19 protein-coding genes are annotated in these 21,315 nt (G+C 61.1%); 7 read left to right on the plus strand and 12 right to left on the minus strand.

The features are described 5' to 3' along the window. Positions 1-15 precede the first annotated feature (15 nt). The 5 genes from K4O48_RS03670 to K4O48_RS03690 all read right to left on the minus strand — a co-directional run bounded on the left by K4O48_RS03670 (position 16) and on the right by K4O48_RS03690 (position 2,994). Positions 16-570 carry a PilX N-terminal domain-containing pilus assembly protein gene (locus K4O48_RS03670; RefSeq protein ID WP_222910736.1) on the minus strand — a complete coding sequence of 185 codons (555 nt, stop codon included), beginning with the start codon at positions 568-570 and terminating at the stop codon, positions 16-18. Next, complete coding sequence (locus tag K4O48_RS03675; protein ID WP_222910737.1) at positions 567-1,289, minus strand: PilW family protein; 723 nt, start codon at positions 1,287-1,289, stop codon at positions 567-569. The genes K4O48_RS03670 and K4O48_RS03675 overlap by 4 nt, the downstream gene beginning before the upstream one ends. Before the next feature lie 2 nt (positions 1,290-1,291). Beyond that, the gene (pilV, locus tag K4O48_RS03680) at positions 1,292-1,825 is read right to left on the minus strand and encodes a type IV pilus modification protein PilV (RefSeq protein ID WP_222910738.1); all 534 of its coding nucleotides are present in this window, start codon (positions 1,823-1,825) and stop codon (positions 1,292-1,294) included. Next, positions 1,822-2,313 (minus strand): GspH/FimT family protein, encoded by a 492-nt coding sequence (locus tag K4O48_RS03685; protein WP_222910739.1) that lies wholly within the window; start codon positions 2,311-2,313, stop codon positions 1,822-1,824. Before K4O48_RS03685 ends, pilV begins: the two co-directional genes overlap by 4 nt. 174 nt (positions 2,314-2,487) lie before the next feature. Beyond that, positions 2,488-2,994, minus strand: coding sequence for a GspH/FimT family pseudopilin (locus K4O48_RS03690; protein WP_222910740.1), 507 nt, complete (start codon positions 2,992-2,994; stop codon positions 2,488-2,490). 174 nt (positions 2,995-3,168) lie between these two features. Between K4O48_RS03690 and thiO the strand changes: the two genes are divergently transcribed. The 3 genes from thiO to speA all read left to right on the plus strand — a co-directional run bounded on the left by thiO (position 3,169) and on the right by speA (position 7,033). Next, positions 3,169-4,263 carry a glycine oxidase ThiO gene (gene thiO / locus K4O48_RS03695; RefSeq protein WP_222910741.1) on the plus strand — a complete coding sequence of 365 codons (1,095 nt, stop codon included), beginning with the start codon at positions 3,169-3,171 and terminating at the stop codon, positions 4,261-4,263. 367 nt (positions 4,264-4,630) lie between these two features. Next, the gene (locus K4O48_RS03700) at positions 4,631-5,002 is read left to right on the plus strand and encodes a translation initiation factor Sui1 (RefSeq protein WP_222910742.1); all 372 of its coding nucleotides are present in this window, start codon (positions 4,631-4,633) and stop codon (positions 5,000-5,002) included. 117 nt (positions 5,003-5,119) lie between these two features. Further along, positions 5,120-7,033 (plus strand): arginine decarboxylase, encoded by a 1,914-nt coding sequence (speA, locus tag K4O48_RS03705; RefSeq protein WP_222910743.1) that lies wholly within the window; start codon positions 5,120-5,122, stop codon positions 7,031-7,033. Between the two features lie 488 nt (positions 7,034-7,521). Here the strand turns inward: speA and K4O48_RS03710 are convergent, their stop codons facing one another. Further along, entirely contained in the window at positions 7,522-7,863 is a 342-nt protein-coding gene (locus K4O48_RS03710; protein ID WP_222910744.1) for a zinc ribbon domain-containing protein YjdM, read from the minus strand. A gap of 150 nt (positions 7,864-8,013) precedes the next feature. Continuing rightward, the gene (locus tag K4O48_RS03715; RefSeq protein WP_222910745.1) at positions 8,014-8,496 is read right to left on the minus strand and encodes an acyl-CoA thioesterase; all 483 of its coding nucleotides are present in this window, start codon (positions 8,494-8,496) and stop codon (positions 8,014-8,016) included. A 347-nt stretch (positions 8,497-8,843) separates the two neighbouring features. Here K4O48_RS03715 and K4O48_RS03720 point away from each other — a divergent pair, with 347 nt between their 5' ends. The 3 genes from K4O48_RS03720 (at position 8,844) to K4O48_RS03730 (ending at position 11,876) form a co-directional block, all read left to right on the plus strand. Next, positions 8,844-9,503, plus strand: coding sequence for a c-type cytochrome (locus K4O48_RS03720; protein WP_222910746.1), 660 nt, complete (start codon positions 8,844-8,846; stop codon positions 9,501-9,503). A gap of 243 nt (positions 9,504-9,746) precedes the next feature. Continuing rightward, on the plus strand, positions 9,747-11,249 hold the full coding sequence (locus K4O48_RS03725) for a catalase (RefSeq protein ID WP_222911977.1): 1,503 nt from the start codon (positions 9,747-9,749) through the stop codon (positions 11,247-11,249). A 75-nt stretch (positions 11,250-11,324) separates the two neighbouring features. After that, the gene (locus tag K4O48_RS03730) at positions 11,325-11,876 is read left to right on the plus strand and encodes an ankyrin repeat domain-containing protein (protein WP_222910747.1); all 552 of its coding nucleotides are present in this window, start codon (positions 11,325-11,327) and stop codon (positions 11,874-11,876) included. On the opposite strand, the gene cynS is transcribed toward K4O48_RS03730, so the two are convergent. After that, positions 11,877-12,326 carry a cyanase gene (gene cynS, locus K4O48_RS03735; RefSeq protein ID WP_222910748.1) on the minus strand — a complete coding sequence of 150 codons (450 nt, stop codon included), beginning with the start codon at positions 12,324-12,326 and terminating at the stop codon, positions 11,877-11,879. 159 nt (positions 12,327-12,485) lie between these two features. Beyond that, complete coding sequence (locus K4O48_RS03740) at positions 12,486-13,247, minus strand: phytanoyl-CoA dioxygenase family protein (RefSeq protein WP_222911979.1); 762 nt, start codon at positions 13,245-13,247, stop codon at positions 12,486-12,488. Positions 13,248-13,550: 303 nt separating this feature from the next. Between K4O48_RS03740 and K4O48_RS03745 the strand changes: the two genes are divergently transcribed. Further along, complete coding sequence (locus K4O48_RS03745) at positions 13,551-14,081, plus strand: cytochrome b (protein ID WP_222910749.1); 531 nt, start codon at positions 13,551-13,553, stop codon at positions 14,079-14,081. Positions 14,082-14,139: 58 nt separating this feature from the next. Here the strand turns inward: K4O48_RS03745 and K4O48_RS03750 are convergent, their stop codons facing one another. The 3 genes from K4O48_RS03750 to K4O48_RS03760 form a co-directional block, all read right to left on the minus strand. Further along, positions 14,140-17,793, minus strand: coding sequence for an AAA family ATPase (locus K4O48_RS03750; RefSeq protein ID WP_222910750.1), 3,654 nt, complete (start codon positions 17,791-17,793; stop codon positions 14,140-14,142). Then, positions 17,790-19,025: an exonuclease SbcCD subunit D C-terminal domain-containing protein gene (locus tag K4O48_RS03755; RefSeq protein WP_222910751.1), complete on the minus strand. Its 1,236-nt coding sequence runs from the start codon at positions 19,023-19,025 to the stop codon at positions 17,790-17,792. The genes K4O48_RS03750 and K4O48_RS03755 overlap by 4 nt, the downstream gene beginning before the upstream one ends. A 1,258-nt stretch (positions 19,026-20,283) precedes the next feature. Then, the gene (locus K4O48_RS03760; RefSeq protein WP_222910752.1) at positions 20,284-21,153 is read right to left on the minus strand and encodes a WYL domain-containing protein; all 870 of its coding nucleotides are present in this window, start codon (positions 21,151-21,153) and stop codon (positions 20,284-20,286) included. Positions 21,154-21,315: the final 162 nt, after the last annotated feature.

Below are 21,315 nucleotides of genomic sequence, written 5' to 3' on the forward strand. Positions count from 1 at the left end.
GATTGACGGGGCAAGTTATTCCCGCTCAATTCTTCCTTTGGAGTTAAGAGCAACGGTTGAGCGCACTGCGCTATTCAAATCGTTGTTATTGGCGATGCCGTTAATCTCGTAGCGGAATACGCCTATACCAAGCAGCATATTTCCGTATTCCGGGTTCTCCGTTTGGCCTAGCAATTCGCCGCCAGGAGCTGTTTGCGCATACCAGGTAGCGTTGCCGGGAAATTCGGTGTCATCGTCGGGCGAATAGACTTGAGTGTTATCCGAACTTATTGTGTACATGGCTTCCCCTTGAAGCAGGCAGAGCTTTCCGGAGTCAATCCCCTGGCAGTCGCTTGTCGGTTCATGGGGGCCGTGTAGGAGGGTGCGACGTTCTCCGTCCCTGACACTGGCATCAGCCACGTTAAGCAGTTGTTTCTGCTCGATCATGTTGCCGGTGATGCGTGATTCCAGGCTGACTTCGCGCATGTTGGCAATCGCCAGAACCGTGATGATCAACAGAAAAACCAATGCGATCATTAGGCTGACGCCACGTTGCTGGTGTCGGTTGAATTGGTAGTGTTGGCGGCTCATGGCATCAGGTTCCTCATGCTGGTGCTGCTGGAAAGCATGGTGTAGAGGCGTTTGTCTTCAGGGTCGTCGCCGAACCAGAATGTATAGGCTGAACTGCCAGGGGTTTTTGCAACTTCGGTTGCGCTTGCTGTAAGGATGGAGAAACGTACGGCGCGAATATTGTCATCAGTGTCCGGTTCGGCGTCGTACTTGCTGATGCGCTTTTCTTCGGTTGCGTTCACGCCATACATGAAACTCACTTCTGCGATGTCGCTCGCAATGGCCTGGCCGTTGCATGTAAGGCTTCCGTCATTGAGGTTGAAGATCTCCGTTACAGGCGCCGTTGCTATGTATGGCGACGCTGGAATGTTGGGAATGTTGTCGCCAGCACAATCACGAGCATCTGGGAATGCTGGTTGATAGCGGATGCAGAACGACGTGGCGCTCAACCGCTTTACTACCTGACCAGCGCCCATCTGTCCGCATGCGCCGATACTGTCACTGGGAAATGCTGTCGCCATGATTTCATCAGGCGCGCGCCGATATCCCGCCTTCGCCAGCGTCTGCTCCAACAGCAGAATGGAGAAGCGGGCATTATCGATATTTTGTCCCTGGCTTTGCTGAAACAGTGTGTTCTCACGGTTGTCGAGGTAGACCTGCGTAATGCCGATAATCAGAAAGCTGCTTATCAGCAGAGCGACCATCATTTCAATGATCGAAAGGCCACGTTGCTTGTGCATGGTCAGAGCTCTCCGCGCAGGCGCAAGGTGCAAATAAATGGGTCGGCGTCGCCCTCGCCTTCTTCCTCTCGGCAGCGTTCGCCATTGGAGCGCCAGGCAATCTGAACCTCGATGGCCGAGCCGTCGTTGGTTATGCATTCTTGGAGTTCCACCGAGCGGCATATGTAGAAATTGTTGCGTACGGCAATTGCCTCAGCTCCATCGCCATTGGCGCCAGGCATAAGTGCGCGCGCCTTCTCGCTCCAACATGCCATCTGTTCGGTAACGTCGGACACTTCCACGGCTTCTCCTGAGCACTCTCCGTCGGCTTGGAGTTTTTCTATCAGGTACTCATCACGTGCGCCGGGATTGGCGCGCATCGTTTCTAGGACTTCAGTTGCAAGCATGATTCCATTGTTGCGTGCTACCGAATCCGAGGTGAATTGAATGCCCCGACCCTGCATGGCCACCAGTGCAAGCATGCCTATGGTCAGAAGCACCAGAGTAACCAGCACTTCGATGAGGCTGAAGCCTCGGTTATGGAAGCGTTTTTTCATGGCTTGCAGTCCTGCAGATCAGTGCCGTCTGCATCCTTGCCCCGAGGCATCAGGCGTGTATTGCCGCTGGGTTGAACGGTAATCAGGTAGGCGAAAGCCGGGTTGTCGTCGCGGCATACGATGAAGCGTGCGGATTGGGCTGAGCCGTTCGCAGTAAAGGCAACTTCGATGGGGGGAGTCAGATCCGTGGAAATACTCGCGTGGTCCGGGTTGAAAGCCTCCTGGCGTAGCACGGTGTCGTCCTCGGCAGTGGCCACGAACCAGTCATTGGCAGTATTGCTCAGGCTGATGGAGGTGCGTCGCACCACGGCTTGTGAGCGGGCGAACTGCAGCAGGCTGTTGAGCGTCTGCGCTTGAGCTTCAATCTGATTGTTTGCGACCAGGCGGGCGAAGTTGGGCATTGCGATACCGGCTGCGATGGCCAGTAGGGCAAGTACGATCATCAGCTCGATCAGGGTGAATCCATGCATGTCGCTGCGGCGTGACATGGTGCGCTCCGTTTGAATTCTTGAGCGGATAATGATTCGGCTTGGGTGTTTTGTCCGTTATGCCGGGATAGCCGGTGCGTTTGTCGCGATGACCGGCTGTCGGCGCGATTATCAGGCTTGTGCGCGAGCTTCGGCGTGATCGGGGCCATGCTTTGATGTCTTGCCACTGTTTTATCAGGGTGTGCACAGCGAGGCTTTGCTTGCGTTGTCTGCCGCAGTGCCTTGCCGCAGCCGGCCCTGGCGGCTGAGGATGAGTTGCCAGGCGACTCGCTGTTTGTAGCACTGGTAGAAACGGCCATTGCTCCAAGGGCTGGTACCGTTTTCGTAGAACCGTATCCGCTGATCGCCGAAGCCACTCCAGCGTAACTCGTCGGCAGTGGATAACTGAGTTACATCGAGTACCTGTCCGGTCGTTTCCGTTTGGGTCAGCCAGCCGTTGCGCCAGTCGCTGATGCAGTTGGTTGTATCGCTGGTACCACAGATGAGAATTGTCTGGCGATGAAGTACCGCTTTCGCGCGGGCCTTTTGAATGGTGTTCTGGATATGGGTGAGCAGGGCCTGCTGGCGGCTACGAGCGATGAGGTCGGCCATCGCCGGGACAGCCATGGAGATGACGACGGTGAGGATCGATAGGGTAATCAGCAGCTCAATTAGCGTGAAGCCTTGATCTCGATTCGGCATGGTGCAAGTCCTTTTGCAAGTATGATTTTGCGCCGTCCTGGCGCAGCTATGGTTTTGTTCGTTTTCCGGCTCGTGTGATGCCCGCAGGCATTCCGGCAGGACCAGTTGTAAGTGCGGTTGCCTGCAAGTCAAGTAGCAGTGGTCGAAATTGTGAGTCAGGCTCGGGAGATAGCTGTGAACCAAGAAACTATCGTTATCGGCGGCGGAATCATAGGGCTGCTATCGGCTTTTTTCCTCGCAAGGTCGGAGCAGGAAGTCGTCCTGCTAGAGTCAGGCGAAACGGGCACCGAAGCCTCCTGGGCCGGGGGCGGAATCGTTTCTCCTCTCTATCCTTGGCGTTACAGCCCGGCGATTACAGCACTGGCACATTGGTCGCAGGATTTTTATCCGCAGTTGGGCGAGCGCTTGCGAGAGCAAACCAGTGTCGATCCGGAGGTTTACGAAACGGGATTGTACTGGCTGGATCTTGAGGACGAAGAGCAGGCCCTAGCGTGGGCGGAACGAGAAGAGCGGCCGATTCGTCGGGTCAACATCGAGGCGGTGCATACCGCAGTGCCGTCACTGGGCGACAGTTTCTCTCGTGCGATCTATCTACCGGGCGTGGCTAACGTACGAAACCCGCGCTTGTTGCAGGCGCTTCGTGCCGCGCTGGCCAAGATGCCGAACGTTAGGATCTTGGAGCATTGCGCTGTGACAGGCTTCGTTCGTGATGGGCAGCGGGTTGTCGGCGTGCAAACGTCGCAGGGCGAGATGCGCGCGGATCAAGTCGTACTGGCCGCGGGCGCCTGGAGTGGCAAGTTGCTAGCGACCCTCGGACTCGAGCTGCCCGTAAAGCCCATGAAGGGCCAGATGATTCTGTTTAAATGTGCAGAGGATTTCCTGCCGAGTATGGTGCTGGCCAAGCGGCGCTATGCGATCCCACGGCGCGATGGCCATATTCTTGTGGGTAGTACCCTTGAGGACGTTGGTTTCGACAAGACCCCAACCAACGATGCGCTGGAAAGCCTGAGATCGACCGCCGCCGAGTTGCTGCCCGCCCTAGCCAATGCCGAGGTGGTCAAGCACTGGGCGGGGCTGCGGCCCGCCTCGCCGGAAGGCATCCCCTACATTGGCCCGGTGCCTGGTCATGACGGGCTCTGGTTGAATTGTGGCCATTTCCGTAACGGCCTGGTGCTGGCCCCCGCGTCGTGTCAGTTGTTGACCGATCTGATGACAGGCCAAGCGCCGATCATTGAACCCGCCCCATACGCGCCGGCCAGACGACTCTGACGTTGGCTATGAGGGTTGGGGTGACGCGGCCTTGGCTTCAACAACAGCTTTCGCGACGTCAGAGCTACGTTTAGGATTCGCCGAGACGGCGGGTTGGCTGCGATCGCTTTGCGCCGCCGTTAGCGTTTTTGTCGGAATGGTCTCGCAGCGTTCCGCTTCTCGGAGCTAGACGTGCGCGTGCCCGGCGTGCGGCCCTCCGGCAACAAATCAGTGTTCCGCGCGCCAGGGTTCGGAGCGGAGGCATCAGCCGGGTGTTAGTCAGAAGGGCGGCTATCGGGGTCTACGTATGATCCGTTTTTGCTGTTAAATTGCCCGGCTTTGTGGCGCTCGGCCTAGCCGCGCCGATTTCTTCGCTCTAGAGGTTCGTGTGGCCAAGAAAACCACTTCCTTTTCAGGCCTTGGTGGGCTGGTGTTTTCCACCGAAAGTGGACGGCACTGCCCCGACTGTAGCCAGCCGTTGGACGCCTGCATCTGTAAGCAGTCCGCCATTCCGGAAGGCGACGGCATTGCACGCGTGCGGCGTGAGAGTAAGGGCCGCGGCGGCAAGACGGTGACGACCGTTACTGGCGTCCCTTTGGCTGAAGCCGAGCTTAAAGAGCTTGCCAGTGCGCTTAAGCGTCGCTGCGGTACCGGCGGCGCGCTCAAGGAGGGCGTGATCGAGATCCAGGGTGAGCATGTTCAGCTGCTGATCGATGAGCTGACCAAGCGTGGTTTCAAAGCCAAGAAATCCGGCGGTTGAGTCCCTACTTTTTATTAGCCGTTCGCGCTTATTTCCTAGCACACGGGCTGTCCAAGACGGATAGCTCTGCTGTCGCGCTACGCTTGACAGCAGTCACCCCATTTTCAGGAGGCTTAGATGCCCGTACGACGCACACGCAAAGATGACGGCAGCCAGTGGACCGCAGCAGACAGCCGTAGCGTCTATGGTATCCGGCACTGGGGCGCAGGCTACTTTTCGATCAGCGATGAAGGACATGTCGAAGTGCGCCCGCAAGGTCCCAGCGGCGAGGCTATCGAATTTACGGGGCTGATCGAGCAGTTGCGCGATGCCGGTTTGACCCTCCCGTTGTTGGTGCGCTTTCCCGATATTCTGCAGGACCGCGTGCGTCGTTTGACCGGCGCGTTCGATGCCAATATCGAGCGCCTCGAATACCAGAGCAAGTACACCGCGCTGTACCCGATCAAGGTCAATCAGCAAGAGGCGGTGATCGAGAACATCATCGCTACGCAGAACGTCTCCATCGGTCTGGAGGCGGGCTCCAAGCCCGAACTGATGGCCGTGCTGGCGCTGGCGCCAAAGGGCGGCACCATCGTCTGCAATGGCTACAAGGATCGGGAGTTCATCCGCCTGGCGCTGATGGGGCAGAAGCTCGGCCATAACGTGTTCATCGTCATCGAAAAGATGTCGGAAGTCGGCCTAGTGATCGAGGAGGCTGCCGAGCTGAAGATCCTCCCGCAGGTTGGTTTGCGTGTGCGGCTGTCTTCGCTGGCGTCGAGCAAATGGGCGGATACCGGTGGTGAGAAGTCCAAGTTCGGCCTGTCCGCCGCTCAGCTGTTAACGGTTATCGACCGCTTCCGCGCGGCGGGCGTCGATCAGGGTGTTCGCTTGCTGCACTTCCACATGGGCTCGCAGATCGCCAACCTGGCTGACTACCGCGATGGCTTCCGCGAAGCCATCCGTTATTACGCCGAGCTACGTGCGCTGGGGCTGCCGGTCGACCATATCGACGTTGGCGGCGGCTTGGGGGTCGACTACGACGGCACCCATTCGCGCAATGCCAGTTCGATCAACTATGACATCGACGAGTACGCTGGCACGGTGGTGGGCATGCTCAAGGAGTTCTGCGACCGGCAGGAGTTGCCGCACCCACACATCTTCTCCGAGAGTGGCCGCGCCATGACTGCGCATCATGCGGTGCTGGTTATGCAGGTGACCGATTTCGAGCGCCACAACGACGAAGCGCCGACCATCGAGAATTACGATGAGCTGCCCGATATCGTCCAAGCGCTCGCCGATCTGCTCGGCCCGACCGATCCAGAAATGGTCACCGAGACTTATTGGCGCGCGACGCACTACATGAGCGAGGCTGCGGCACAGTATGCGTCGGGCAAGCTGAGCCTGGCGCAGAAAGCGCTGGCGGAGCAGAGCTACTTTGCCATCTGCCGCCGTCTCTACAATCAGCTCAAGGCCCGCCAGCGTTCGCATCGTGCTGTGCTCGACGAGTTGAACGACAAGCTCGCCGATAAGTACATCTGCAATTTCTCTGTATTCCAGAGCCTGCCGGACACCTGGGCGATCGACCAGATTCTGCCGATCGTGCCGTTGCATCGTTTGACTGAAGAGCCGGTGCGCCGCGCCGTGCTGCAGGATCTGACCTGCGATTCCGATGGCAAGATCAAGCATTACGTCGACGAGCAAAGCATCGAGAACAGCATGCCGGTACACGATATTCAGGCGGGTGAGGAGTACTTCCTCGGCGTGTTCCTGGTTGGCGCCTATCAGGAAATCCTCGGCGATATGCACAACCTGTTCGGCGACACCGATTCGGTAAACGTCTATCAGCGCGAGGACGGCAGTTTCTACCACGCCGGCATCGAGACCCACGACACCATCGAGGACATGTTGCGCTACGTGCACTTGTCGCCCGAGGAGCTGATGACCTACTACCGCGACAAGGTGTCGAGCGCGCGGCTCAGCGCGAAGGAGCGCACGCAGTACATCGATGCGTTGCGGTTGGGGTTGACTCGATCATCCTACCTGACGCCTTGATCTGGGTATTTTCGCAAACGATCGGGGTAATCGAGAGCTGATTGCCAGCAGATCAGCCTCTGTCGGACCGTAGGGACTTTTGATCTCGCAGGACCGTAGGGTGGATGTCGCTTTTTACATCCACCGTGAGTTCGCAGGGTGGATCGATGATGCGCGATCCACCCTGCGGCTGTATGGCGAGCGTTACGCAGATCGTTCTGGTGAAATCCGATTTCTGCTTTAAGTTGCCGACCCATCGGTCTCGCAGAGTCGTAGGGTGGATGTCGCTTTTTACATCCACCGTGACTCCGCTTGGCGGATCGATGAAGCACGATCCACCCTACGGCTGTATGGCGGGCGTTGGTTCAGACGTTCTGGCGAATCGATTTCCGCTTTTTATCGCTGACCATTGATCGCGCAGAGTCGTAGGGCGAATGTTGCTTTTTACATCCACGTGAGTTCGCTCGGTGGATCGGTGAAGCGCGATCCACCCTACGGGCACCGCCGAATCAGACCTTCCTGACAAACTCCGACTTCAGCTTCATCGCACCGATGCCGTCGATTTTGCAGTCGATGTCATGGTCGCCGTCGCACAGGCGGATGTTCTTGACCTTGGTGCCGACCTTAACGACCAGCGATGAACCCTTGACCTTCAGGTCCTTGATTACGGTGACGGTATCGCCGTCCTGCAGCTGGTTGCCGACCGAATCCTTGATCACCTTGGCGTCATCGCCGGATTGCTCGGCGGCGTTGGCCTGCCACTCGTGGCCACACTCCGGGCAGACCAGCATCTGGCCATCTTCGTAGGTGTATTCGGAGTTGCATTTAGGGCAGGGTGGCAGAGCGCTCACGGCAAAATCCTCGGTTGGGGAATGCGAAAAGCCGCGAATTGTATAGGGTTTTTACGGGAGAGGCGCGAGGCCATGCCGAATAGTCACGGCTCTGCGCGCAGAGGGTGGATCGTGGCCCGCCTCGGCAACCGTGAGCGTCAGGTGCGGCTATCAGTAGTCGTCTTTCAGCGCGCGGTAACGTTCTTCCAGTTCACGACGAATTTGCCGGCGCTGCTGCGCCTGGACGAAGCGGCGTTTCTGGTCGGGCGTGGACGGTTTGAGCGGGGGCACCGCGGCGGGCCGGCCGTCTTCACCAACGGCGACCATGGTAAAAAAGCAGCTGTTGGTGTGGCGCACGGTTTTCTGCCGGATGTCTTCGGTGATGACCTTGATGCCGATTTCCATGGACGTGGTGCCGACATAGTTGACGGCGGCGAGAAAGGTCACCAGCTCCCCAACGTGCACCGGCTGGCGGAAGTTGACCTGATCGACGGACAGCGTGACAACGTACTGTCCGGCATATCGGCTGGCGCAGGCGTAAGCCACTTCGTCGAGGTATTTCAGCAGGGTGCCGCCATGTACGTTGCCCGAAAAGTTGGCCTTGTCCGGTGTCATCAGGACGGTCATGGTCAGTTCGGCATGTGCATCTAACATGTTGCGCGGCTCGTGCTGGCGAAAAGGGCCGCTACTTTAGTCGAATACGAAGCGGCTGTGTGCGCTAGTCATGTATTGCCTGCATTTTTGTTTTCGGCGAGTCAATGCGGCAATAACGCGCAGCGTTAATCGGCAGCATAGACGCTGCGCATTGCCGATAGCGGAGCCGTTCCATTCGCAGCGAATCTTGTGGCGCGGCGTTCGCTGGAGAAATTGCTGACAAATTCGCGCCTTGCGCTCGCCTTCCGTGCAGTCTGACGGTTTATTGATTTGCGCCAGTATCACCGTTGTCGTTGTCCTTATAGTCCGGCCTGCCACGTGCCAATCAACCTGTGCCGGACCCCACCATGCGCCTACTCATTCCCCTGATCTTCACTTGCCTTGTTCCATTTGCGAATGCGAAGGAGGAGGCGATCGAGCGCTTCAGCTATCTGATGGGTGATGCTGCCCGGCAAGCACAGGCTTACGCAGCGGGTCAGGAGCGTGCAGTGTTTTGCGGGTACTGCCATGGCGAGAACGGCAACAGCAAACGCCCTCATATTCCCAATCTGGCGTCGCAAAACCCCGTCTACCTCTTCCAGTCGTTTGAGAAGTTTGCCAGTGGCGAGCGCATAGACTTCGTCATGTCGAAACTGGCGAAGAGCCTGACGCTAGAAGATCGCGTCAATATCGCCGTCTACTTCAGCCAACAGAAGGTTGCGACCGCAGGGCGCCCCGCAGACCCGGCGCTGGTGCAGCGTGGCGCGTCGGTATTCCAGGGCACTTGCATAGCCTGTCACGGCGACCGCGCACAAGGGATGGAGACGATGCCGCGCCTGGCCGGCCAGCCCGACGAGTACATCCGCAAAGCCCTTACGCGCTTTCGCAGCAATGATCCGAGCCGTGCCGGCTCGGTGATGATCGGCATTGCGGGCAAGCTGACCGATGCAGACATCGAGTCGCTGGCAGCCTATCTCACGCAGCTGTCATCGGCTGACATGCTGGCGAATCAGCCCGGTACCCCGTAATTCAGGTCCGATGTTCGCCATGCGCGGCACCGCGCCTGGCCCATCGCAGCTCGGGCAGGTGCCGGTACGGGTGGACTGTCGCAGAACCCGAAACAACCAGTATTTGCCTATCGCGCCGCTTCGCTTATTCAATTTCGGCTGACCGCCGCCTGCCCATAGTCTTCTTTCGCGCTTGATGCGCAATCAAAACGAGAAGAGGACGACTAAATGAATCGTTACCTGCCAGGCGCCTTGCCTGCCCGCATGCTGTTTGGCGTGCTGTCCGCCAGTTTGTTGACCCTGTCGGCCCAAGCTGAACCCCTTACCCGCGACAACGGTGCGCCGGTTGGCAACAACCAGAACTCGCAAACCGCCGGCCCCAACGGCGCGACCCTCTTGCAAGATGTCCAGCTGCTGCAAAAACTTCAGCGCTTCGGTCGCGAGCGTGTGCCCGAGCGCGTCGTGCATGCGCGCGGCACCGGTGCCCACGGCGAGTTCACCGCGACCGCCGACATCTCTGACTTGTCGCTGGCCAAGGTGTTCGAAAAGGGTGAGACCACCCCGGTGTTCGTCCGCTTCTCGACCGTCGTTCACGGCCTGCATTCACCGGAAACCCTGCGTGACCCCCGCGGGTTCGCCACCAAGTTCTACACCGCCGACGGTAACTGGGATCTGGTCGGCAACAACTTCCCGACCTTCTTTATCCGCGACGCGATCAAGTTTCCGGACATGGTCCACGCGTTCAAGCCGGATCCGCGTACCAATCTGGACGACGACACTCGCCGCTTCGACTTCCTCTCGCATCACCCGGAAGCTACGCGCACCCTGACCCTGCTGTATTCCAACCAGGGCACGCCGGCGAGCTACCGCATGATGGACGGCAACGGCGTTCACGCTTACAAGCTGGTGAATGACGAGGGGCAGGTGCACTACGTCAAGTTCCACTGGAAAAGCCAGCAAGGCCTGAAGAACCTCGACCCAAAAGAGAACGAGGCGATGCAGGGCAAGGACTACAGCCATCTGTCGCGCGACCTGATCACCGCCATCGACAAGGGCGACTACCCGAAGTGGGACCTCTACATCCAGGTGCTCAAGCCGCAGGATCTGGCGAAGTTCGATTTCGATCCGCTGGACGCCACCAAGATCTGGCCTGACGTGCCGGAGCGCAAGATCGGCCAGATGGTGCTGAACAAGAACCCGGACAACATTTTCCAGGAAACCGAGCAGGTCGCCATGGCGCCAGCCAACCTGGTGCCGGGTATCGAGCCGTCCGAGGATCGCTTGCTGCAAGGGCGCCTGTTCTCCTACGCCGACACCCAGATGTACCGCGTCGGCGCCAACGGCATGAGCCTGCCGATCAACCGTCCCAAAGTCGACGTCAACAACGGCAACCAGGACGGCCAGTTGAACGGCGGCCACACCACCACCAGCGTCAATTACCAACCTAGCCGTCGCGAGAACCGCGAAGAAACGCCCCGCGGGCTGTACAGCAAGACGGCGCTGACCGGCACTACCCAGCAGGCGCCGATCTACCGTGAGCAGAACTTCAAGCAGACCGGTGAGCTGTATCGCTCGTTCAGCAAGAAAGAGCAGACGGATCTGATCAACACCCTGGGCGGCGAGCTGGCCAAGGCTGACCAGGACGCGCGCTACCACCTGCTCTCGTACTTCTACAAAGCCGATGCCGAATACGGTGAAGGGCTGACCCGGGTTGCCAGCGCCGACCTTGAACGTGTCAAGACGCTGGCCGCCAAGCTGAAGGATTGACGCTGTAAACCGCCGCCGTCAGCTCGGCGGCCACTGACCCGGGCGCCGCTCGGGTCCTCCCTTCAGGAGCGACACATGAAACGCTTCATCCTAGTCGCGGCCTTGCTGCTCGGTAGCGGGCATGCCTTCGCAGCGTCAGCGCAGGGCGCAACGCCGGCGGAGTTCGAGCAGGTCCATGGCCAGCTACGCGACTATCTGTTCAACGCCGCCCGCTTCGGCGATAACGAAGTCCTCGATGAATTCATTCAGGCCGGCTACGACCTGAACACCGCGGACGACAAGGGCTACACCGCTCTGATTCTGGCGGCCTACAACGGCCATCCGGAAACCGTTGAGCGATTGATTGCGGCCGGTGCGAATGCCTGCGCCAAGGACAAACGCGGCAATACCGCGCTGATGGGGGCGATTTTCAAAGGCGAGCTGCGCATCGCCAAGCGCCTGCTTGCGACGGAGTGCGATCCCGACCAGCGCAATAACGCCGGTCAGACGCCGGCCATGTATGCCGCCCTGTTCCAGCGCGACGCCTTACTCGAGGCGTTGCGCGAGCGCGGGGCCGATCTCGAGGCAACCGACGCGCTGGGCAACCGGGTCGAGAGCTTGGCGAGAGGGGAAATTCGCACCCGCTGATCAATAACTCTTGTAGGGCAGGAACTTGCCAGACAGGACAACGTTGACGCGATCGCCCTTGGGATCTGGCTGGCGCTCAATGCCCATGGAAAAGTCGATGGCACTCATGATGCCGTCACCGAACTCCTCGTGGATCAGCTCCTTGATGGTAGTCCCGTAGACATTGACCAACTCATACCACCGGTAAATCAGTGGATCGCTGGGCACGGACGTAGCGAGTGAACCTTTATAGGGCACGATCTGCAACCAAGCGATGGCCTCGTCCGACAGCTCAAACAGCGTGCCGAGGGTTTCTGCCTGGGCTTTGTCGAACGCCATCTGGCCGAGGCAGCCGGCGGTAGTCCATTCCTTCGACATGCCGATGGATTCGGCCACCTGGCGCCATTTCAGGCCTTTGCGCACCTTGGTGGATATGATCATCTGGGTCACTTGGCTGCGGCAGGAAATCATCGTGGTTCCTCTCGACATCGGCTGGGCCAGCCGCAGGCTGCGGCCGGATACCGATGTGAATGCAGAGGGTGTGCCAGGTGCTGGCTGAGCGTGGTCACCAAGCAAAAGCGTGTCAGGGGTTCGGCCGGCCTGGTTCGACGCGTGACCTCAATCCCATACTCAGTCGTACTCCGACGCCTCATGCTCGCCAAGCAGGCGGCGCTGCCTCGGCGTGGCGGCGGCTATCACCGCGGGATTGAAGCGCCACTGCAGGTAGGGTGAGAACTTCTGCGCCACCATGCGCCGACCATAGTGCACCTGCAGCAGGTAGCGGCTGCGGTCCGCTGTGCGGTTGCGACTGCCCGCGTGCCAGAGATCGCTGCGAAACATCAGCACATCACCGGCTTCACAGAGGATCGGTTCGGCCTCGCGCCCCTGCCAGCGGGTTTCGCCGGCTCGCGGCTTGCGCCCGGCCCGGTGGCTGCCGGGTATCACCCGCGTGGGGCACAGGTCCGCATCGATCCGGTCAAGGTAGATGTGCGCGGTACAGACCTGCATCGGCAGTTCGAAACCCGGCTCGGCCAGCCAGCGTTCCGGTAATTCCATGGCCAGGTAATCGGCATGCAGGTCACCGCCGACGAAGCCGGGATGACTGCGCCAGGCGGTCTGCCCAATCACATGGCAATCGCCACCGAGGCAGGCTTCGGCCAGCTCAATGACGCCCGGCAGGTCGAGATACGGCAGCCAGAACGGATCGCGATTGAACACACACTTGTAGTGGTCGTCGACCAAGCCTTGGTAATCCCAATGAATGGGCTGCAGGCGGTCAATCGCTGCACGAACGGCGTCGATCTGTTGCGATTGCACTACCTTCGGCAAGAGAACGAAGCCCTGCTCATGCATGGCGCGCCGTTGATCAGTAGCGTTGCGGTTTAGAGGCATGGTGTCAGGTGCAGTGAGGTTCTGAGCTTCGACAGTTTGCTGAAAGCTTGGGTCCGTATGCTGCGGCCCGCTTGCGACGATCTGTCGTCGCAGCAGGCTCACGGCCACAAGCGGCGAGCCCGTTTCACCTTCCTTCTTTGCAGAACCTGGCGCGCCGTCACAAGCGGCGTTAGCCGGTTCTGCGTTCCACCGTCGAGCGCCGTTTACATCGAGAAACCGCTCTGCCTTGGGTATCGACGCCATATGAGCGAGAATCGCCGGCGATTTTCCGCGCTGCGAGGCGCTTGATACCACGAGGTCTGGATGACAACCGCACGTTTCACCCCGCTACAGATTGCATTTCACTGGCTCAGCGCCCTGTTGGTGCTGACGATCGTTACGTTGCCATATGGGGCCGAGCTCTTCGCGCCATTGCTTGGCGGCAAAGGTGGCGTGTTCACACTGCACAAGTCGCTGGGTGTTTTGGTGCTGGCGCTCACCTTGTTGCGCCTGTGTTATCGGGGGCGAAAGGTTTCGCCGCCAATAGCTGCTCATCAGCAGTCTCGTTCGCAGCAGCTCGCTGCGACGGCCGGGCATGGTCTGCTCTATTTAATGTTGTTGATGATGCCCATCTCCGGGCTGCTGTTCGGCAGCAAGCCGATCAATCTGTTCTGGCTCGTGGAGATCGGGCCGCTGCCGTTCTCCTCCAACGTGCGTGGTGTGGCGAAGGACGTTCATATGGTTGGCCAGTACGTGCTGTTCGCGCTGGTACTGGGCCATGCAGCCGCCGCGCTCTGGCACCACTACGTGCGTCGCGACGGCGTGCTCAAGGGCATGCTGCCGTTGGTGCGTTGAGCTCCCACGTCACGCCCTTAAATTGTCGTTGGAGCGGCCTGCGGACGAAGCGGGCCGCTCAACCGCCTCCGCTTGTGATTCTCAACACACTCTGACCGTTGCCCTGCCGTTGCACCTGGATCTGCACCGGGATGCGCTCGTGCATTTCCGCCACGTGTGAAATCACCGCGACCTTGCGGCCCTGGGCCTGGAGCGAATCCAGCGCGTCCATGGCGATCTGCAGGGATTCCGGATCGAGGCTGCCAAAGCCTTCATCAATGAACAGCGACTCGATCTTCAGCTTGCTCGACGCCATCGAGGCCAGCCCCAGTGCCAGCGCGAGCGAGACGAGAAAGGTCTCGCCCCCCGACAGCGAATGCACCGAGCGCAGCTCGTCGCCCATCTCCGTATCCATCACCAACAGCCCCAGCGGGCTGCCGCCGCGCTTGAGCCGATAACGCCGGGCCAGCTGGCGCAGTTGCACGTTGGCGTGCTGCACCAATAGGTCGAGGTTGTAGGCCTGGGCGATCTTGCGGAAGGCACCGCCGTCACTTGAGCCGATGAGCGCGGCAATGCGGCCCCAGCGCTGGCTTTCCGCAGTGGCGTCGGCGATCTGCGTGAGCAAAGCCTGGCTTTGATTACGGCGCCTGTCGTCGTCGAGCAGCGCCGCGCGGGTTTCGGCGCTGCGCTGCTCGGCTGCGTTGCAGCTGATTTCCTGTTCCGCGTACTGGCGCTTCAGCGTTTCGCCATCCGGCGCGTCGGGCTGCCCGGCCTGATGCGCGGCCAGCCGTTGCGTGCAGCCGTCTAGCCGTTCACGGCTACGGGCGAGCAGTTCGGTGTTGGCACGCAGGCGTTCGCGGGCTTCGGTGAGCAAGGCGTCGTCCAGTTGCAGCAACTGCGTCAGGGTCGCATCGTCCAGATCGGGGTGCGCGGAACGCCAGGCGGCAAGTTCTTCGCCAAGGGACTTGCGTTCGGCCAAGAGCTCGTCGCGGCGCCCGACGCAGTTCTGCTGCTCGCTGGCAAGCCGGGCGAGCTCGACGCGCGCTTCGTTGAGTTGCCGATCGATATCAGCTTGTTGCTTGCGAGCGGTCTGGATGGCGTTCTCCAGTTGCAGCTGCCAGGCCGCAGCGCTGGCTTGCTCACCCAGGCTTTCACGCAGGCTTTGGCGGCAGGCCAGTTCGCGGGCTTCGAGCTCGGCGAGGCGGGCGGCGCACGCCTTGTGCTGGTCGAGCCGATGCTGTTGCTGCAGCTGCTCACGTTCCAGTGCGCTCTGGCGCTGTTGCTGCTCCTCCGCGACCGCTGTTTGTTGGTCGATCTTCTGGCGCCGGGCCTCGACCTGGCTATCGAGCTGCATAAAGGTTTCGGCTGGCGCCTCGCGCCAGCGTGTGAGCAGGGCGGCGGGCAGCAGACTGCCGAACTCGGCCAGCTCTTCGTTCAGTCGTTCGTCATCGCGGGCAATGGCGTCGCGCTGGCCAGTGAGGGCCTGGCTCGCCTGAACGCAGGCGTCGCGTGCACTTTGCCAAGCGTGCTGCAGGGTTTCGCTACGCTGCTGCAACGCCAGCAGTTCGCGCTGGCGGGCGTTGGCCGTGGTGATGTCGGTTTGGAGCGTGGCGAGTTTCGTGTCCAGCCAGGAGTGGCGCTCTGTTTCCGGCTCGTTCAGCAGCTCGGCATAGAGGGGCAGGGCGGTTAGTTGCGGCTCCAGCTTCGCCAGCTCATCGGCGATTTCCGCGTGTCGCTGCGCGTTCTGTTTGATGCCCGTGGTCAGCGCGATGTGCTGGTCGCGGAGCGTCTGGAGTTTTTCGTCGTGGCGCTTGAGTTGCAGCTGGGCCTGCTCGGCTTCGCGCTCGTCGCCCTGGTCGAGGGCGGCGAGCAGCGCCTTGCCGTTATGCCAGGGATGCTCGAGGCTGCCGCAGACGCTGCAAGGCTCGCCGGGGGCAAGCGCCGCGCGCAATGCCTCGACATTGGCACTGCGGGCCAGACGCTGGCGATCCAGCAGGGCTTGCACCACCTTGAGCGCCTTTTCCGCGTCGTCCCGCTCGCTGCGAGCGAGTTTGCCGGCTTGGGTCAGCGCGTTGAGTTCCTGCTGCTGGCGGTTCTGCTCGTGGCGTAACGTCTGTTGCTGATCTGTTAGCTGCTGATGGCGGGACCAGATCCTGAGTAGGGTTTCTCCTTCGCGCTGGGCGTTGCGCCAGGCGTCGAGCTGCGTGTTGAGCTGCGCGAGCTGCTCGGCCAGGCCCGTTGCGCCGCCAATCCCAGTTTGCAGTTCGTCGAGCGCCTGGCGTGCCTGCGCCTGTGCAGCCTCGGCGGCCTTGGCCGCGGTTTCCAGGGCGGGGAGTTCCTGACGGCCCTGTTGCAGGCGCGCCTCGATTTGCACGGCCTGCTGCAGGCGCGGCCGGTAGCCATTCCAGGCGGCGCACAATGGCTGCAATTCGGTGCTGCGGGCAAGCCCTTCGGTCAGCGCTGCCAGTTGGGTGGCGGCCTGTTCTTGTTGCTGTCGCAGTCGAGCGAGGGTCTGTTCGCCGGCTTTGCTCGCGGCTTCGGCGTGTTCGGTTTGCTGGCGCGCGTCACTCAGGTCATTGCCCAGGTGGCTCAAGCGTTCCTCTTCGCGGCGCGCCTGCGCCAGTCGGGGTTCGGCAGCCTTGACTGCCTGTTCGGCGGTTTTCAACGCCTCGGTCGAGGTCTTGCAGAGCTGCTCCAGCTCGTCGAGCCGCTGCTGCACCGCGCTGTGCTCGCGGGCGTGTCGAGCCAGGTTTTCCTCGACCTTCGCCAGCAGCGGCGCCAGTTCTAGTTCGCGGAGGAAGCGATGCCGCTGCGGTGCCAAGAGTTCGAACAGCCCGAGGATGCGGCGGGCGTCGGCCAGTTTCTGCTGTTCGGTCTCGGCATCGCTCAGCTGCTGTCTGGCATTGTCGCGTTCGCTTTGTAAGCGGGCCAGGTCCTGCAGCCACTGGCTTTGCTGTTTCAGGATATCGAGTCGCTGCTGCAGCGCCTTGAGTTCGGCCAGCTGCGTTTGGTGTTGGGCTTCCAGCGCCTGGCGCCCTTCCGGCTCCAGCGGCTGCACGCCTCCGGCTTGCTGTTGCAGGGCGGCGAGGGTCTCGCGGGCACGCTTGGCAGCCTCGAAGGCGGCCTGGCCGAGCCGGCTGTAGAGGCCGGTGTCGGTGAGCTTTTCCAGCAGGGTACCGCGGTCATTGTCGTCGGCCTTGAGAAACGCGGAAAACTCGCTTTGCGCCAGCAGCACGGCGCGGGTGAATTGCGGCAGGGTCAAGCCGAGCTTGGCTTCGAGCAGCTCCTTGAACTCGCGCTTCTTGCCGCTGGCGAGCAGCTGGCCGTTGTCCAGATCCTGAAGGCTTTGGCTGCTTGCCTGCAGGCGCCCATCGATCTTCTCGCGGGCGCGCTTGACCTCCCAGCGGGCGCGGTAGCGGTGGCTGTCGACGCCGACGAAATCCACTTCGGCATAGCCGCTGGCGCAGCCGCGGCGCAGCAGGTTGCGTTCGTCACCGCTGCCGATCTCGTCGCTACCGTCGGGCACTTTGCTCAGCAGCGAGGCGCCATCGAGCCGTGGCGTGCTGCCGAACAAGGCCAGACACAGGGCGTCGAGAATGGTGCTTTTGCCGGCACCGGTTGGCCCGGTGATGGCGAACAAGCCCGCGCTGGCCAGCGGCTCGGCGGTGAAATCGATGACCTGCTCGCCGGCCAGCGAGGCGAGGTTCTTCAGGCGGATGGCGAGGATCTTCATCGGGCGTCTCCTTCACCGGCGAATTCGACGCCTTGCAGCAGGCTGGCGAAATCGTCCAGTGCCTGGTCATCCGGTGGATTGCCGAACTGGGTTTCCCATGCGCGGGCGAAGAGTTCCTGCGGGGTGATCTGGTCAAGGCCAAGCAGCACTTCGGATTCGGCCTCGCCCCGCACGCCACGGTATTCGCTGGCGATTCGCACCAGGCGGCAGGCCTTGCCTGTGATCGCCGTTTCGATGCGCTGGCGCAGGTCGGGCATGGGCTCATCGAGCTGCACGCGCACTTCCAGCCAGGGTAGGTTCTCGGCGAACAGGCCGACCGGGGGAAGCGCTTCGAGCTGGCTGATGACCTCGGCCAGCGGCGCGCGGCCGATGCGGATCATCTCCACTGCGCGGGGTACGGGCAGAGTCTCGATAGTGTCCAGCCTGTCGCCGTCGAAGCTGACCAGCAGGAGCTGGTGCGGGTAATTGATCTCGCCAAACGACAGCGGCAAAGGCGAGCCGCTGTAGCGGATGCGCTCCTGTCCTGCGACCTTCTGCGGCTTGTGCAGATGGCCGAGCGCGACGTAGGCGATGGGCTCGGGAAACAGGCTGGCCGGCAACGCCTCGGCATTGCCGATGACGATGTTGCGCTCCGAGTCCTCTGATACTGCGCCACCGGCCATGTGTGCGTGGCTCATGGCGATCAGTGCCTGGCCGGGCTGGCGCTGCGCTTCGGCGGCGGCGATCAGGTGCTGGTGCACGTGGTGGATGCCGAGCATGTAGTCATCTCCCGCTTCGCCGCCGGTGACTTCGGCCGGGCGCAGGAAAGGCAGGGCGAGACACCATCCGGCCACCTGACCCTTCGCGTTGTGCAGCGGCACCAGCAGACGGTTGTGGTCGAGCTGGTTCTCGGCGATCCAGCTGATGCGGCCGATCGCGTGGGCATTGAGGCGCCTCATCAACGGCCCGGGCAGCTCGATGCGCCCGCCGGAATCGTGGTTGCCGGCGATCATCACGATATCTAGCTGCGGCTGCTGTTCGTGGGCGCGGACGATGAAGTCGTAGAGGCGTTCTTGAGCTTTTAGTGGCGGGTTGACGGTGTCGAAAATGTCGCCGGCGATCAGCAGGGCGTCCGGCTGGTGGACGGTTAGCTGGTCGAGTAGCCAGGCGAGGAATTGCGCATGTTCGTAGTCGCGGTCCTGGCCGTGCAGGGTCTGGCCGAGGTGCCAGTCGGAGGTGTGGATCAGGCGCATAAGAGGGGGCTTTTTTCGTTGGAGTCGCAGCGGGGCGCGACTGGATGCGAACGTCTGGGCATGGAACTCAGGGTAGGATTATTGGGGCGAGTGGCGCCCCGAGTCATTGCTCGCGAAGCTATTTGGCTTTCGCTTCGTTGGGGGCGCCCGATTGCCGATGTTGGCTGAGGCATTGGTTTCGCCCTGCTGGGCGACTCACTTTTTCCAGACGCGGAAAAAGTAAGCAAAAACGCTTGCCCCTGCATCCGGCCCCGGCTGCGCCGGGGTTCCCTCGCTCCAGTGACGTTCCAGGGGCCCGCGGCGACGGGCCATCCATGGCCCAACGCCGCTCTCGCGGCATCCATGCCGCTCAACCCCTTCCACGCCACCTGCGCTCGGCCTCCTGAAAGGGGCGATCCGGTGGTATCTGATGGGGCGTGCAACGAAACGGTTGTAAGGGCTATATGTAGGGTGGGTAACGCGAAGCTTACCCACCGCTTTTGATGGGCAAGGTCCGGTATCAATCGTGGTATCGAGCGCAGTGGAAAATGCTTGGCAGTTTTCCACCCTACGAAGCTGCTCCGGGGGTCGTCGCGACGGGACATCCATGTCCCATCACTCCTCGCTCGGCATCCATGCCTCGCGTCCCCCTGCGCAGCGCCTACGCTCGGCCTCCTGAAGGGGGGTTGGGTCCGAGTTGCCTGTAAGTATTTGAATAGCCGAACAAGCCCGCTTTGCTTCTTTCCTGGCGAACGAACCACCAGACGACGCCAAACGCCCTTTTCAGGAGGCCGAATGGAATCCGCGCGGAGGGACGCGAGCGGCATGGATGCCGCGAGAGGCGTAAAGGGCCAGGGATGGCCCTTGTACGCCGGCCCCCGGAGTGTGGATGGAATGAGGGGAGTTGAGCGAAGCGAGACCCGGATGCAGGGGCAAGACCTTTTGGTTCCTTTTGGGGCAACTGCCAAAAGGGACTCGCCCAGCAGGGCGAAACCAATGCTTCCGCCAACCCGCACAATCGAGCGCCCCCGCGAAACGAAAGCCAGCCAGCCGCCGTGCAAGGCGCAACCTGTAGTCCCGGCCGAGGAGAGCGCGGCGTCGTATGCAAATGCACCCGCCAGTACAGCTTCGCGAGCAAGAACCCGGCGTCCCCCTCCGATCCTACGAAAAGCGACGGGCCAGTGCGTTGCCCGGCTTGTAGGCGCTCCGCCCGCCACGGGCCTGGCGGATGATGACGGGCGAATAAATTCGCCCCTACGGAGACTACGTGGCGGCCTCATCAATACAACCACCCCTTCAACCCCTGCAGATTTCTCACCTGAATCTGCTGCGCCGCCGCATTCGCCTGCACCGTATTCGGATCAATCTGATAGCGCTGCAACACGTACTGCACCAGCGCGCCACGGGTGGCGATACGCAGCTCGCCATCCTGCATGCCGTAGTCGGCTTCGATGATCGCCTTCTGCTCCTGTGTCAGCCGCACATCAGGCTCGATGATCACCTCGACCGGCGTGTTCCAGGCCTCGTCCTGCTCGACGCGGTTCGCGCTCTCATCCATCAGATCCGGCTCGCCGCGGAAGCGGCTCAGGACGAAGTCGCGGAAGCCGCGGTTCTTCTCGCAGTAAGCGCGCACGTGCCAACGGGTGCCGGTGAATATCAGCGTGTGCGGCGCCATGACGCGAATTTCCACGTCCGGATTGGCGAGCGATACGTACTCGGTTTCCAGCCTGAGCCCCTCGCGACAGGCGCGCAGTATCGGACGTAGCACTTCCGGCCGGATGCTGCGGTCGGGCATATGCAGCACTTCGGTGTGCGCGTAGGCCAGCGCCAGGCCTTCGATATGCGGCGCGCGGTCGCGGTTCTGGTCCAGCAGGTGCAGATACGCGCTGGCGCTGCCGTCGATGAACAGTGGCGCGAAGTGATTGCTCGGCTTGTAGCCCTTTAGGTGCCGGTCATATGTAAGGTTTTTGGGCGCATGGTCGTTCAGGTACGTGTTGATGTCCTTTGAGGCTTGCTGGCGACTGATGCCGAAACTCTGCATCAGATGGCCCGTAGTGAGGCGGCCTTCCCACCAGGCAATCGTCTCGATCAGGCGATACCGCAAGGCCAGATCCCAGCGGATCTGACTGATCGATTGCTTCCTTTTCATACCCGCCTCATGTGCTGGAAAACATTACACGCCACTATCGGCTAGCTCGACGTGTCGCGTGAAGCTACATATATTCAAGGCATACATCAAGCGATCAGAAACGAGGAATGACGATGATGAGCCTGGTACTGAATGCAATGATTTTCTCGGCGACGGCCATGG

It is taken from the genome of Pseudomonas sp. DNDY-54 (assembly GCF_019880365.1).
GTDB lineage: Bacteria > Pseudomonadota > Gammaproteobacteria > Pseudomonadales > Pseudomonadaceae > Stutzerimonas > Stutzerimonas stutzeri_P.

What these genes read in the sequence shown, in the direction of transcription:
- K4O48_RS03670 (WP_222910736.1), bottom strand. Translation starts at nt 570, where the DNA reads ATGAGCCGCCAACACTACCAATTCAACCGACACCAGCAACGTGGCGTC.
- K4O48_RS03675 (WP_222910737.1), bottom strand. Translation starts at nt 1,289, where the DNA reads ATGCACAAGCAACGTGGCCTTTCGATCATTGAAATGATGGTCGCTCTG.
- pilV (WP_222910738.1), bottom strand. Translation starts at nt 1,825, where the DNA reads ATGAAAAAACGCTTCCATAACCGAGGCTTCAGCCTCATCGAAGTGCTG.
- K4O48_RS03685 (WP_222910739.1), bottom strand. Translation starts at nt 2,313, where the DNA reads ATGTCACGCCGCAGCGACATGCATGGATTCACCCTGATCGAGCTGATG.
- K4O48_RS03690 (WP_222910740.1), bottom strand. Translation starts at nt 2,994, where the DNA reads ATGCCGAATCGAGATCAAGGCTTCACGCTAATTGAGCTGCTGATTACC.
- speA (WP_222910743.1), top strand. Translation starts at nt 5,120, where the DNA reads ATGCCCGTACGACGCACACGCAAAGATGACGGCAGCCAGTGGACCGCA.
- K4O48_RS03715 (WP_222910745.1), bottom strand. Translation starts at nt 8,496, where the DNA reads ATGTTAGATGCACATGCCGAACTGACCATGACCGTCCTGATGACACCG.
- K4O48_RS03720 (WP_222910746.1), top strand. Translation starts at nt 8,844, where the DNA reads ATGCGCCTACTCATTCCCCTGATCTTCACTTGCCTTGTTCCATTTGCG.
- K4O48_RS03725 (WP_222911977.1), top strand. Translation starts at nt 9,747, where the DNA reads ATGCTGTTTGGCGTGCTGTCCGCCAGTTTGTTGACCCTGTCGGCCCAA.
- K4O48_RS03730 (WP_222910747.1), top strand. Translation starts at nt 11,325, where the DNA reads ATGAAACGCTTCATCCTAGTCGCGGCCTTGCTGCTCGGTAGCGGGCAT.
- cynS (WP_222910748.1), bottom strand. Translation starts at nt 12,326, where the DNA reads ATGATTTCCTGCCGCAGCCAAGTGACCCAGATGATCATATCCACCAAG.
- K4O48_RS03740 (WP_222911979.1), bottom strand. Translation starts at nt 13,247, where the DNA reads ATGCCTCTAAACCGCAACGCTACTGATCAACGGCGCGCCATGCATGAG.
- K4O48_RS03745 (WP_222910749.1), top strand. Translation starts at nt 13,551, where the DNA reads ATGACAACCGCACGTTTCACCCCGCTACAGATTGCATTTCACTGGCTC.
- K4O48_RS03750 (WP_222910750.1), bottom strand. Translation starts at nt 17,793, where the DNA reads ATGAAGATCCTCGCCATCCGCCTGAAGAACCTCGCCTCGCTGGCCGGC.
- K4O48_RS03755 (WP_222910751.1), bottom strand. Translation starts at nt 19,025, where the DNA reads ATGCGCCTGATCCACACCTCCGACTGGCACCTCGGCCAGACCCTGCAC.
- K4O48_RS03760 (WP_222910752.1), bottom strand. Translation starts at nt 21,153, where the DNA reads ATGAAAAGGAAGCAATCGATCAGTCAGATCCGCTGGGATCTGGCCTTG.